Annotated in this window: 12 protein-coding genes; 3 read left to right on the top strand and 9 right to left on the bottom strand. The window is 61.5% G+C overall.

Annotated features, from left to right (window positions below; translation table 11 throughout):
- Position 1: 1 nt before the first annotated feature.
- Entirely contained in the window at positions 2-1,180 is a 1,179-nt protein-coding gene (locus tag AB4874_RS07970) for an aminotransferase class I/II-fold pyridoxal phosphate-dependent enzyme (protein WP_368391586.1), read from the bottom strand.
- 121 nt (positions 1,181-1,301) lie between these two features.
- Positions 1,302-2,618, bottom strand: coding sequence for an amidase (locus AB4874_RS07965; RefSeq protein WP_368391585.1), 1,317 nt, complete (start codon positions 2,616-2,618; stop codon positions 1,302-1,304).
- Positions 2,619-2,701: 83 nt separating this feature from the next.
- On the opposite strand from AB4874_RS07965, the gene AB4874_RS07960 reads away from it, so the two are divergent.
- The gene (locus AB4874_RS07960; protein WP_368391584.1) at positions 2,702-3,928 is read left to right on the top strand and encodes an FAD-dependent monooxygenase; all 1,227 of its coding nucleotides are present in this window, start codon (positions 2,702-2,704) and stop codon (positions 3,926-3,928) included.
- Here AB4874_RS07960 and AB4874_RS07955 read toward each other — a convergent pair.
- The 4 genes from AB4874_RS07955 to AB4874_RS07940 form a co-directional block, all read right to left on the bottom strand.
- Positions 3,925-4,152, bottom strand: a complete 228-nt coding sequence (locus tag AB4874_RS07955; protein ID WP_438273453.1) for a Trm112 family protein — start codon at positions 4,150-4,152, stop codon at positions 3,925-3,927. The two genes, AB4874_RS07960 and AB4874_RS07955, sit on opposite strands and share 4 nt — an antisense overlap.
- Entirely contained in the window at positions 4,149-4,787 is a 639-nt protein-coding gene (locus AB4874_RS07950) for an LON peptidase substrate-binding domain-containing protein (protein WP_368391644.1), read from the bottom strand. Before AB4874_RS07950 ends, AB4874_RS07955 begins: the two co-directional genes overlap by 4 nt.
- A 26-nt stretch (positions 4,788-4,813) precedes the next feature.
- A complete protein-coding gene (locus AB4874_RS07945; RefSeq protein ID WP_368391583.1) occupies positions 4,814-5,728 on the bottom strand; it encodes a tetratricopeptide repeat protein in 915 nt (304 codons plus the stop codon).
- 100 nt (positions 5,729-5,828) lie between these two features.
- Positions 5,829-6,617 (bottom strand): exodeoxyribonuclease III, encoded by a 789-nt coding sequence (locus AB4874_RS07940; protein ID WP_368391582.1) that lies wholly within the window; start codon positions 6,615-6,617, stop codon positions 5,829-5,831.
- Between the two features lie 529 nt (positions 6,618-7,146).
- Here AB4874_RS07940 and AB4874_RS07935 point away from each other — a divergent pair.
- Complete coding sequence (locus AB4874_RS07935; RefSeq protein ID WP_368391581.1) at positions 7,147-8,412, top strand: AGE family epimerase/isomerase; 1,266 nt, start codon at positions 7,147-7,149, stop codon at positions 8,410-8,412.
- A gap of 182 nt (positions 8,413-8,594) precedes the next feature.
- Here the strand turns inward: AB4874_RS07935 and AB4874_RS07930 are convergent, their stop codons facing one another.
- On the bottom strand, positions 8,595-10,031 hold the full coding sequence (locus AB4874_RS07930) for an aldehyde dehydrogenase family protein (RefSeq protein WP_368391580.1): 1,437 nt from the start codon (positions 10,029-10,031) through the stop codon (positions 8,595-8,597).
- A 163-nt stretch (positions 10,032-10,194) separates the two neighbouring features.
- Here AB4874_RS07930 and AB4874_RS07925 point away from each other — a divergent pair, with 163 nt between their 5' ends.
- Complete coding sequence (locus AB4874_RS07925; protein ID WP_295532087.1) at positions 10,195-10,842, top strand: peroxiredoxin; 648 nt, start codon at positions 10,195-10,197, stop codon at positions 10,840-10,842.
- 60 nt (positions 10,843-10,902) lie between these two features.
- Here AB4874_RS07925 and AB4874_RS07920 read toward each other — a convergent pair whose 3' ends face one another.
- Both AB4874_RS07920 and AB4874_RS07915 read right to left on the bottom strand, forming a co-directional pair.
- Positions 10,903-11,625 carry a sulfotransferase family 2 domain-containing protein gene (locus tag AB4874_RS07920; RefSeq protein ID WP_295532090.1) on the bottom strand — a complete coding sequence of 241 codons (723 nt, stop codon included), beginning with the start codon at positions 11,623-11,625 and terminating at the stop codon, positions 10,903-10,905.
- Entirely contained in the window at positions 11,625-12,380 is a 756-nt protein-coding gene (locus tag AB4874_RS07915) for a glycosyltransferase family 25 protein (RefSeq protein WP_368391579.1), read from the bottom strand. Before AB4874_RS07915 ends, AB4874_RS07920 begins: the two co-directional genes overlap by 1 nt.
- Between the last annotated feature and the right edge of the window lie 2 nt (positions 12,381-12,382).

Here is a 12,382-nt window from a genome sequence, read left to right as displayed (position 1 = left end):
CTCAATCGTATAGGCAGTCGCGTAGCTGAATAAGCCCGCGCTGCGTTTCTTCTTTTGGGGCGACCAAGGCCACCCGTATGAATCCCTTACCGGGATTTTCTCCGTTAACGTCGCGCGCCAGATAGGCGCCCGGCAAGACCCGAATGCCGGTCTCTTGCCACAGTTTCAGCGCCGCAGCTTCGCCATCCTTGACGGGCAGCCACAAAAAGAACCCACCCTGCGGCAGCCTGAACCCGTCAACACCCGAAAACACGTCGCCCGCGATGTCGTATTTCTCGCCATACAAACGGCGGCTCTCGATCACATGCGCCTCATCGGCCCAAACACGTTCGGCGACGCGTTGCAAAGGCTGGGGCAACGGTGCACCTGCATAGGCGCGCAAACGGCGAATATGGCGGATGCTTTCCGGGCCAGCGGCCAAAAAGCCCGAGCGCAGCCCCGGCAAGTTCGAGCGTTTCGAGAGCGAATGGAAGATCACCACGCGCTCGGGGTTGATGCCCTGTTCTGCTGCGACTTGGGCGGCACCCACGGGCGGTGCTTCGCGCCAGATCTCGGAATAGCATTCATCCGCGAAGATCCGGAAATCGTGCTTTTCGGCCAGCGCCAGCAGGTTCGCCAGATAGTCGCGCGATGCCACTGCACCTTGCGGGTTCGATGGTGAGCACAGATAGGCCACGCTCACGCGATCCAGAACCTCAGGCGCAAGTGCCTCATAATCAGGCAGAAAATCAGTTTCAGGGCCTGCAGGCACGAAGATTGGCTCTGCGCCGACTGCGGCTGCCGCCACAGCATAGACCTGATAAAATGGGTTCGGGATCAAAATCGCAGGCTGTTTGCCGTTCTTCAGCTCGGGCGCCAGCGCCATAGCCGCGTTGAACAACCCTTCGCGCGTGCCATTGAGCGCCATGATCCGCTCGGGGCCAATCGCGACATCATAGCGCCGCTTCAGCCAAGCGGAAATCGCAGTCAGCAGCTCTGGCGTGCCATCATTGGCCGGATATTTCCCAAACTCTTCAAGGCTTTGCGCAATCACCTCGCCCACAAACGAAGGCATGGGGTGACGCGGCTCACCAATCGACATGGCAAGCGGTGCGCCGCCGGGCGCGTGCGAATCAAGCAGCCCCCGCAAACGCGGGAACGCATATTCGGGCAGGTTCGAAAACCGCTCGGGAAAATCCATCATTGCCTCATGCTTCGGAGTCTATGTCGCCCCGTATTGAGAGATAGGTTACAAAACCCAAGCCCCTGCGTCCAGAAAAAGACAGTGCTCCAAGAGGCTTGACAGACATGACTGTGACTTTTCAGACGAGCGCCGATTCGGCGGCCATGCCAAGGCGCAACAGACGATCTTCGCCCATCGGCGCGCCCATCAACGAAATCCCGCAAGACACAACCCCCGTTGGCAAGGTCAGCACACAGAGCCCCAGAATATTCCCGATCCGGGTATTGCGCAGCGCCAGCAGATTTTCCGTCTCGAAATAGTCGCGATCCGTGAGCAGACGTTGCGCATCTGGGGGGGCAATCGGAGCGGTGGGCACCAACACAGCGTCATATTCCACCGTCGCTGCCAAATAGGCCGCGCGATAGTCCACGAGCGCATGCCAACCCGCCACATAATCTGACGCCAGCACATCGCGCCCACTGCGGAAGCGTTCCAAAATCAACGGATACATTTTCTCGGGCGCGGCTTCGATCAGGTGCTTCCACTCGCCATACGCCTCGGGGGCAAACAGAATGCCCGACAGATCCATCGCAGGCGCCACCATCGACAAGCCACGCCGCTCGATCACCGCACCTGCTTTGGCGAGGCGATCCACCGCCGTCTCAAACCCTTGCACGGGCTTTTCGCGTGTGCCCTCGAATGGCAGCCCTTCCAGCACCAGCAGCCGCGCCCCACGCAGCGTTGTGTCGCGCAGATCCGGCGGATTGCGCCCCTCAAGCAGCGCAAGCACATGGGCGCAATCCTCGACATTGCGCGCCAGTGGCCCGATCGTATCAAAGCTACGACACAGCGGCACAACCCCACGCGTAGACACCCGTCCATGCGTGGTTTTCAGCCCCACCAGATCGTTCCACGCCGCCGGAATACGCACCGATCCGCCAGTGTCAGACCCGACCGCCGCCGCCGCAAGCCCGCGCGCCACCGACAGTGCCGCCCCCGAAGACGACCCACCCGGCGCACGCTTTACATCATGGATATTTCCCGGCGTGGCGGTCATCGGGTTCACGCCAAGCCCTGAGAACGCCAATTCGGTCATATGGGTCTTGCCCAGACAGACCGAGCCCCCAAGCCCCGCCTGAACCAACACTTCCGCATCCCTATCGGGCACCCGGCCTGCAAGCAGACGCGACCCCGACTCGGTCGCGACACCTGCGGTATCAACTAGGTCTTTCCAACTCAGCGCGACGCCATCCAACACGCCGCGCCGCTGCCCCGATTTGGCGCGTTGATGGGCCGCCATTGCCTCGTCTCGGGCGCGTTGCGGCGTGAGGCGGGCATAGATGTCATTGCTGTGTTGCGCAGCCTCCAAATAGGCTTCGGTTTGCTCCACCGGATCAAGCTGCCCAGCCGCAATCGCACGCCCCTGTTCCACCGCACCTGCCAGCCGCCAATCCATGCCCGTCTCCTTACTTATTTGACGCCACGCTAGCGACACCGGCGCGCATGGACAATCCCGGACGGCGCGCCATAGTAAGCACCATGAAATATGATTCCGATGTCCTTATCGCCGGCGGTGGGCTGAACGGCCCTGCATTGGCTCTGGCACTGGCCTCCGCTGGTGTCAGCGTCACCTTGGTCGATGCCGCCCCCGCCCGCCAACGCGCCACCGATACGTTCGACGGGCGCGCTTATGCTTTGGCGATTGCGTCGCAGAAATTGCTGGCCACGCTTGGAATTTGGGGCGCAATTGCCGAGACCGCGCAACCGATGATGGAAGTCAAAGCAAGCGATGGCCATGCCGGCGAAGGTGCATCCCCGTTTTTCCTGCATTTCGACGCGCGCGAGCTTGATCAGGCCCCGGTCGGTTACATGCTGGAAGATCGCTTTCTGTATCGCGCCTTTCTGGACGCGATGGAGGCCAATCCCGCGATCACCTTGATCCATGACACCCAAGTCACCGATCAAACGGTTACGCCGGGCGTGATCACCGCGACGCTGTCAGACGGGCGCAGCTTGCGCGCCAAGCTGCTTGTGGGGGCAGATGGGCGGCGCTCGGGCGCGGCGCAACGCGCGGGCATCACGCGCGAAGGCTGGGGCTATGGTCAGACCGCACTGGTCGCCGCGATCGAACACGCGCTGCCCCATAATGGCGTGGCGCATCAATTCTTCATGCCCTCAGGGCCGCTGGCGATCTTGCCGCTCAAGGGCAACCGCTCGTCGATCGTCTGGAGCGAGAAAGACGAAACCGCCCAAGCCATCGCGGCACTGGATGACGCCGATTTTCTGGCCGTTCTGCGCCCACGTTTCGGCGATTTCCTGGGCGAGATCAAACTGGCCGGACCGCGCTTTAGCTATCCGCTGAACCTGACGCTGGCCAAGTCTTATGCCGCGCCGCGCGTGGCGTTAGTGGGCGACGCGGCCCATGGCGTGCACCCGATCGCGGGTCAGGGGTTGAACCTTGGGCTGCGCGATGTCGCCGCCCTCGCCGAGGTGCTGGTCGAGGCGATGCGACGCGGCGAAGACATTGGCGCGCTGGATGTGTTGGAACGCTATCAGGGCTGGCGGCGGTTCGATTCTACCGCGCTTGCACTGGGTATGGACAGCGTCAACAAGCTGTTTTCAAACAACAATCCGCTTCTGCGCGCGGGGCGCGACATTGGCATGGGGCTTGTGCAAGCTCTGCCTGCCCTGCGCCAAGGCTTCATGCGTCAGGCGGCGGGGCTGTCAGGCCCCATGCCCCGCTTACTGCAAGGACGCCCGCTTTAGTCGTCGAGGCGGCGGGCTTCGTCTTCGAGCAAAATTGGAATGCCGCCGCGGATCGGAAATGCCAGTTTGGCGCGCTTGGAGATCAGTTCCTGCGCCTCGGCGTCATACTGCAACACGGCGTGGGTGAGCGGGCAAACCAAGGCCTCAAGCATGTGGCGGTCAAATAGCGGCCGCGCGCGCGCAGGTTCGGCTGGGCTTTCTGTCGGTTCGATATCGTCGCTCATTGCAGCTTCTCCTCGCTGCCACCATAAAGCGCATATTCCAGCAGCGTTACCAAAGTTTCACGCCGCGTGGACAGGCAAGGTGCCTCAAGCATCGCCTGCTTGTCTTCCGACTCAAGCGGCAACAGCATCCCAAGCGAATTGATCAGCAATTCTTCTTCGGCCTCTTGCAACGACTCCCAGTCGGTATCGAGCCCCTGCGTCACGAAATAGCGTTCGAGCAATTCGAAAAACGCCGTGCGATCGAACTCTGGATCTTGCTCGGTCGGGCCCAGATCGCGGGCGAATGGCTCCCAGTTGACGGCCGCACATAGATAGGGCGTGAAGCCCTCTTTCTCGTGCAGGAACCGGAACCGCGACACCCCCGCAAGCGTGATCATATAGCGCCCGTCCTCGGTCTCGGAGAACCCGGTCAAACGGCCTGCACAGCCAATCGCATTCAGGTGATTTTGCCCCGAGGGCCCTTTCAGCGGCTGGATCATCCCGATCAGCCGCTGCGGGGTTTTCATGCAATCCTCAATCATCTGAAGATAGCGGGGTTCAAAAATATGCAACGGCAGCCGTGCCCTGGGCAGCAAGAGCGCTCCGGGCAATGGAAAAAGTGGAAGAGTGTCTGGCAGATCGCCTTGCTTTATCATTCCACCGAGGTAGGTCATCGGACCGATCAGGCAAATATCATCGACGACAAGCGACGACGACCCGACTGCACGACCGGGTCATTTGGCTTGAGCGCGTCAAAAATCGTGAACAGCTGCGTTTTCGCAGCGCCATCATCCCACTCGCGGTCGCGACGGAATAGGTCCAGCAATTGATCAACCGCCCCCGCCGCGTCGCCCGCCGCATAAAGCGCCTGCGCATATTCAAAGCGCGCTTGATGATCGTCCGCATTGGCCTCGACCTTGGCTTTGAGGTCATCCAGCGGCCCCGCCGATTGCGCCTGTTTGGCCAGATCAAGCTGGGCACGCGCCGCGTCAATCGGGGCCGCATCGGTCAGCTTTGCCGGAACAGCCGCAAGCGCAGCCCCCGCCGCGTCGAGATCGCCCAGCGCGATGCGCGCGCGGATCAAACCGCCATGCGCCTCGGCCAGTTCCGGGTCTTCGCCAAGGATCGCAACGAAGGTCTCGGCGGCATCTTCTGCCGCGCCCTCATTCAACATCGCCTCGGCGGCCTCAACCGCGTCAGCAAGACCGTTATCGGCCCCACCAGCGGCCTCAATCACCTTGGCGACGAATTTCTTGATCTCCGAACCGGGAAGCGCGCCTTGGAACCCGTCAATCGGCTGGCCTTGCCAGAACGCGTAAACTGTGGGGATCGACTGCACCCGCAACTGCCCGGCAATCCCCTGGTTCTCATCGACATTGACCTTGGCCATCACGACCGCGCCCTTCGCGGCCATCACCTCGGCCTCAAGCGCCGGGCCAAGCTGCTTGCATGGGCCACACCACGGCGCCCAAAAATCGACGATAACCGGCACGGTCTGCGATTTCTCGACCACTTCGGCCATGAAGTCGGCTTCGGATACGTCCTTGATCAGATCGCCCGCGGGGGCGGCGTTTTGCGTGGTGCCAAGTTCTAACATGTCTCTCTCCATCCGGTTGCGGAGTTTCGATTTCTATATGGCGTTTAAGATTGAAAACGCAAACCCCGATTACCCTGCGACAGTTTGCAGCGCCCGCCCGTCACAAATCAAAGCTGGCGAAAACCGGCGCATGATCCGAGGGCTGTTCCCAGCCGCGCGCCGCACGCAAGACGCGGCTTGAATGGGCAGCTGCCGCGATATCCGAGGTCGCCCAGACATGATCAAGGCGACGCCCCTTATCCGCCGCGTCCCAGTCGCGCGCCCGGTAGCTCCACCATGAATAGAGCAGCCCCTCGGGAATATCCTGACGCGTCACATCAACCCAATCCCCGGCATCCATCGCGGCGCTCAGATGCTCCACTTCGATGGGCGTATGCGACACGATCTTGAGCAATTGCTTATGGCTCCAGACATCATCTTCACGCGGCGCGATGTTCAAATCGCCCACCAAGATTGCTTTTTTCGGCGACTCAGCGTGGAAATGATCGCGCATCTGCGTCAGATAATCGAGCTTTTGACCAAATTTCTCATTCACTGCGCGGTCAGGCACATCGCCCCCCGCAGGCACATAGAAATTATGGATCGTGACGCCGTTTTCCAGCTGTGCTGCGACATGGCGCGCATGGCCAAGATCGGCGAAATCATGCGCCCCAACTTCGGTGATTGGCAGCTTGGACAGGATCGCAACGCCATTATAGCCTTTTTGCCCGCGCGCAACCATATGGGTGTAACCCAGATCGCGAAACGCCTCGGTCGGGATTTTCTCAACCGGGCTTTTACATTCCTGCAAGCACAACACATCCGGCGCTTCTTCCTGCAAAAGTTTGCAGACAAGCCCTTCGCGCAGCCGCACCGAGTTGATATTCCAAGTCGCCAGCGTGAAGGCCATCGCCATCTCCTCATTTCAGTGCACACAGATAAAGTCTTGTCGCAAAGTTTTTAGAGCTTTCATCCGTGACTGCAATGCCACCGAGGATTTCCACGAACAGTATGTGAGCGCGAGACAGAAGGATGGCCGCGCGGGGTTGCTGCTTGGAACGGCGGGCGAGATGCGGGTGGCGATCGCCGCCGGACAAGAGGCCGGATTGGCGCGGACGCGCTGACCAAGGTCGCCTCCAGCGCGACCAGCCTCATTCGCAGCCTCGATATGACCGAACGCCGCGCCCGCATTCACGGACCGCCAGCCAATACGGATCTCCTTTTTCCGCGCATGTGGGTGCCCCAATTCATCGGCTCGATTCCCGTGGGCCAAACGATACTGATTTGCTACTGTGCCGCAGGCGCCCCCCCCGGCACCGCAGCCTGACCGCATCCCGGATAATACAGAGCTCACAGCGCTTTGTCCCAAGATGGACCCGATCGGCGCGCTCACGGGGGCACCAGAAATTTGACACCGACACCGCCAGACTGGAGACACTATGAGCAATTTGGACCAACCTGCCCTCGGCCCGGCAGATGCCGAAGGCACTTGGCTTAATGACCCGCAGCACCGCCGCTTTTTGCAACACGAAGCGCGCACGCAGCTCAACTTCTTCCGCGCGAGCCTTGGCCCTAACGGCTGGATCAAGACGCTTGACTGGACCGGCGCTCCGCGCCCCGACACGACCCAAGAACTGCATACCATCACCCGGCTGGTGCATTCCTACGCGCTGGGGGAAAAGGCCGGATACACTGCGGGCGCGCCCTTGATCGATGCCGGAATTCAGGGGCTAAGAACCCGACACCGCGACGATCTTCATGGTGGCTATTTCTGGGCCGTTTCGCCCGACGGCCCCGTGGATGACATCAAGCTCGCCTATGGCCACGTCTTCGTAATGCTCGCCGCAGCCTCGGCCAAAAGCGTAGGCCACCCAGATGCCGACCGGCTTTTGGAAGATGTCTGGGATGTGCTAGACAGCCGCTATTGGGACGAGGAGGCCGGGCTCTTTCGCGACGAGTATGCTCGCGACTGGACGCCGATTTCGCGCTATCGCGGCATGAACGCGAACATGCACGCGATTGAGGCGATGCTCACGGCTTACGAAGCGACCGGCGAGAGCGTCTTTCTGCAACGCGCGGGTCGGATTCTCGATTTCTTCATCAACCGGATCGCGTCGCATCACGGCTGGCGTCTGCCCGAACATTACACCGAGGCGTGGGAGGTCGACCCGCATTACGCTGGCAATCCGATGTTCCGCCCCGCCGGGACGACACCCGGCCATTCGCTGGAACTGGGACGCCTGCTGATCCAACATTGGGACCTGAGCGGACGCCCCACGCCCGAAGCACCAATCCGAGCCCGACACCTGATCGAGCAGGCGCTGAGCGATGCCTGGCGTGAGGATGGCGGCTTTGTCTACACGTTGGATATCGAAGGCCGCCCTGCGATCCGCGACCGCTACTGGTGGCCGGTGAGCGAAGGGATCGGCGCAATGGCGGCCCTGATCAAGCTGGAAGCCCGCGCCTCGGACGAGGAATGGTATCGCCGCCTTTGGAATTACGCCGCAGCCCATTTCATCGATGCGTCACGGGGCGGCTGGTTTCCGGAAATCGATGAGGCGGGAGCGCCCTGCGAGCGTCAGTTCCTCGGCAAGCCCGACATCTACCATTCCCTTCAGGCGGCGCTTTTCCCGCTTGTGCCCCGTCTCTCGCGGATCGCGGAGGGGTTGGAGTCGGACAGTGCCGCCGAGACCTCTGATCTTTAACAAAGGGGCGCGCACCGCAGCGGCAGTTGAACGGACAGGGTAAGGATCAAGGGACTCGTCGCAAACTTACGGGTGGCTCGAACGTCGGACCGGACATGGGGGGATCGAAGTCGCCCCCCCATGTTCCGAAATGGTCTGTTGGGCGCCAATGGCCTCACCCAAAAGTTTGCGACAGCGCCCCCTTATTCTGCCCAGCCCGAGATTGACTTCACGTCGCAGAATTCCTCGATCCCCCAGCGACCGCCTTCACGCGCGCGCCCCGAAGCACCAACGCCGCCAAATGGCGCGCCCGCGCCGCGATCTGCGCCGTTCATCTCGACCATGCCCGAGCGCAACGCCCGTGCCAGACGGTTGCGACGCGCTCCATCGCTGGACTGGACGTAATTCGTCAGACCGTAAGGCGTGGCATTGGCCACTTCGATCGCCTGATCTTCCGAGTCAAACGGCATGATCGACAGAACCGGGCCAAAGATTTCCTCGTTCATGATCGTCATCGACGGGTCGCAATCGGCAAAGACCGTGGGGCGGACGTAGAACCCCCGGTTCAGATTTTCCGGACGCCCCGGACCGCCTGCGACCAGCTTGGCCCCCTCGGCGATGCCTTGTTCGATCAACCCTTGGATCTTTTCGAATTGCGATTTGTTCACCACCGGGCCGATATGTCCGCCCTCTTCGCGCGGGCTTGCCACGCGGGTCGCTTCCGCCGTTTTGCGCGCGATCTCGACGGCGCGGTCGTAGGCAGGGCGTTCGACCAGCATCCGGGTTGGCGCGTTGCAGCTTTGCCCCGAATTCTGGAAGCAGTGTTTCACGCCGCGTGCCACCGCTTCGTCATCCGCATCGGCAAAGACGAGGTTGGCCCCCTTGCCGCCCAGCTCCAGCGTGACGCGTTTCAACGTCTCTGCCGCCGCCTTGGAAATTGCACGGCCTGCGCGGGTCGATCCGGTGAACGAGATCATCTCGATATCGGGATGCGTCGAAAGCTGCGAGCCCACACCCATACCGTCGCCATTCACCAGATTGAACACGCCCGGCGGCAAGCCCGCCTCGTCCAGAATCTCGGCAAAGAGTAGCGAGGATAGCGGCGATTCCTCGGAGGGTTTCAGCACCATCGTGCAGCCCGCCAAAATCGCCGGAATCACCTTGAGCGTGACTTGGTTCATCGGCCAGTTCCACGGCGTGATCAGCCCGACAACCCCCACCGCCTCATGCGCGATCATCGCGCCGGGCGTGCCATCCCCCAGCGGATGCACCCAGGGGAACGCCTTTGCGGCCGTGATGAAATTGGCGATGTGATAGGCACCCGCGCCCCATTGGTTCCTGCGCGCCAGATCAATCGGCGCGCCCATCTCAAGGCTCATCGCCTGCGCCATCTCCTCGGAGCGGCGGGCATAGACCTCGGCGATCCGTTCGACAGCGGCGATACGCACCGCTGGGTCGGCCGCTTTCCAACCGGGAAGCGCCGCCTTGGCAGCCGCGACCGCCGCATCGGTATCGGCCTGATCCCCCAAAGAAATCACCGCACAGGGCTCTTCGCTGGCCGGGTCGATCACTTGGTAATCGCGCGCTACTTTCGGTGCCACCCATGCCCCGTTGATATAAAAATCCCGCTTCTCGATCATCGCCGCCTCCTTGGCTGAATACTGGGCAAATCTGTCACCCCGCCCGCGCAAGGACAAGATGTCACGCGGCACAACCCAAAAAGAATACCAACCGTCTGGAAGCGAGACGGCGAAAGGCCTATATCCGGGTTGACGATGAATTTTCACTGACAGGAGGTGCCTCATGGGCCTGCGCATCAACGATATTGCTCCCGATTTCACCGCTGACTCGACCGCTGGCGAGATCAAATTCCATGATTGGGTCGGCGACGGTTACGCGATCCTTTTCTCGCATCCCAAAGACTTCACCCCGGTTTGCACCACCGAATTCAGCGCGGTCGCTCAGCTCGCCTCCGAATTCGAAAAGCGCAACACCAAGGTGATGGGCGTCTCCGTCGACACCGTCGAAGAGCACGTGAAATGGAAAGCCGACATCGAGAAAGTCGCTGGTGCGCCCGCGAATTTCCCGATCATCGACGATACCTCGCTCAATGTCTCCAAGCTCTATGACATGCTGCCCGCAGAGGCCTATATGCCCGACGGGCGCACGGCGGCTGACTCGGCTTCGGTGCGTACGACCTTTATCATCGGCCCCGACAAGAAAATCCGCCTGATGATCATCTACCCGATGACCGTTGGTCGCAACTTCGCCGAGATCCTGCGCGCTCTTGATGCCGTGCAAGCCACCGACGGCCAGCCGCTGGCAACCCCCGCCAACTGGGTGCCCGGTCAAGACGTGATCGTGGGCCTGTCGCTGTCGACCGAGGAAGCCAAGGCGAAATACGGCGATGTCGATGTCAAACTGCCCTACCTGCGCACCGTCAAGATCTGAGGTCAGGGCTGAACAGCACCTGCGATAGCATGAAGCCCCGGCCGCCGCGCCGGGGCTTTTTCATGCGCGCTCTTGTGCCCAGTAATTGCGCTGCGCAGGCGTGTCGAAATCAAACCCGAAGCGCTCGATATCGGCGTGATACCAGTCGGCAACGATCTGGATCGTGCGCGGGGTGTAGAAGCTGCGGTAATCAGCCTTCGCAGAGCGGTTGCGTTGTGGGGCGGGGTCCACCTTGAAATAGGCGGGCAGTTCGTCGCGCAAATGCTCAAGACGCAAGATGTCAGCCTGAATTTCACCCGCCTCATTGGTCACGTAGTCAAGCTGCGGATACCACCCGCGGATCGCACGATGCCAATAAAACGGCTTGTTGCCCCAGACGTGACGCTCTTCAAGGAACGCGTCGAAGCTTTGGGCGGTATAATCATTGGAGCGGGTCGATTTTTCCATCGCCAGCTTGCCGAAGGTCCAGCGCGACACCGTGCGCGCCCAAGGGTTGCGCACCACCGCAAAGGCCTGCAAGCGCGCCTGCGCTTTGTGCGACAAATCCCGCCAGCGCGCGTGCTGATAGCCGTGATGCTCTCCATTGGCGTTCATCGTTGCCAGCAGTTCCTTGCGATAGGCGCGATCCTTGAGAAGATATGGATCGGCGGGCAAGATACGCCCCTGCAACTGGGGATGCTTGCGCAGACTCACCCCGGCATTCTTGGGGATGTGCAGAAACAAATGGGTCGGGTGACCAAGCTGCCAAGTCAGGTAGTTACGGATCATACGAAGACCAGCCATCAACGCCCCTCGTGTTGTGATGCGGGCTGAACTTCGCACCGCTGCGCCCCAAATAGAGTGCGCAAACCTATCAAGCCCATCACAGCTTGGCGATAGATGCGCCTGACACGAAAGCGCCAACCACCGCGCCCGGGCCGCGCCACGCTAGAAATCGCGCTGGCAACCGCGATCGGGGCGCTTAGCCCATAGCGGTCAGCCATGTCGATCTGGATCGCTTGCGCCGGATCGGCCTGCCAACGCTTCAGCCCCGACGTCTCAACCAGCACCGCATCAGCCAGCGCGGGAACCGCATCGGCCCGCGCCAACAACTTGCGTGCGCCGTCGGGCCAAAGCACATAGGCCGCAGCCCCGCTGCGATCAAGATACAGCCGCCGCAGACCCGGCAGGTCAGCGTGACGCCCCCCCATGATCTTGCGCCGCCCGCGCGTCTCAAGGGTCACAAGCTCAACATTCGGAGCCGCTTGCAGCTGCGCCAAAAACGCCGTCGCGCTGTTCATAAGCCAAGCGTCATCTTCAAGCACAAGCATCGCGCAGCCTTCAGCAACGACGCGCTCCCATGCGATGCGATGTGACATCAGCGTGGCGATCTCAACGCCGCGCAACGGGCGCTGCCAGCGCGCCCAGATCGGGGCCTCCAAGGGCGGCACGATAGCGTCGACCGTCACAGCGGCGATCCGCGTCAGCTCATAGCCCAACCGGGCGGCTTGGTCCTGTTGAAACGCCAATCGCGCCGTTTCACGGTCAAGATTGATCACCA

This window comes from Thioclava arctica, from assembly GCF_040892615.1.
In the GTDB taxonomy this organism is placed as follows: Bacteria; Pseudomonadota; Alphaproteobacteria; order Rhodobacterales; family Rhodobacteraceae; genus Thioclava; species Thioclava arctica.
Note: the sequence above shows the minus strand (reverse complement) of the source record. Positions and strands in the feature narration are given on the sequence as shown.

Coding starts and splice junctions, on each gene's coding strand:
- AB4874_RS07945 (WP_368391583.1), bottom strand. CDS start 5,728: ATGTTAGAACTTGGCACCACGCAAAACGCCGCCCCCGCGGGCGATCTG.
- AB4874_RS07950 (WP_368391644.1), bottom strand. CDS start 4,787: ATGATAAAGCAAGGCGATCTGCCAGACACTCTTCCACTTTTTCCATTG.
- AB4874_RS07970 (WP_368391586.1), bottom strand. CDS start 1,180: ATGGATTTTCCCGAGCGGTTTTCGAACCTGCCCGAATATGCGTTCCCG.
- AB4874_RS07940 (WP_368391582.1), bottom strand. CDS start 6,617: ATGGCCTTCACGCTGGCGACTTGGAATATCAACTCGGTGCGGCTGCGC.
- AB4874_RS07930 (WP_368391580.1), bottom strand. CDS start 10,031: ATGATCGAGAAGCGGGATTTTTATATCAACGGGGCATGGGTGGCACCG.
- AB4874_RS07955 (WP_438273453.1), bottom strand. CDS start 4,152: ATGAGCGACGATATCGAACCGACAGAAAGCCCAGCCGAACCTGCGCGC.
- AB4874_RS07935 (WP_368391581.1), top strand. CDS start 7,147: ATGAGCAATTTGGACCAACCTGCCCTCGGCCCGGCAGATGCCGAAGGC.
- AB4874_RS07920 (WP_295532090.1), bottom strand. CDS start 11,625: ATGGCTGGTCTTCGTATGATCCGTAACTACCTGACTTGGCAGCTTGGT.
- AB4874_RS07925 (WP_295532087.1), top strand. CDS start 10,195: ATGGGCCTGCGCATCAACGATATTGCTCCCGATTTCACCGCTGACTCG.
- AB4874_RS07960 (WP_368391584.1), top strand. CDS start 2,702: ATGAAATATGATTCCGATGTCCTTATCGCCGGCGGTGGGCTGAACGGC.
- AB4874_RS07965 (WP_368391585.1), bottom strand. CDS start 2,618: ATGGATTGGCGGCTGGCAGGTGCGGTGGAACAGGGGCGTGCGATTGCG.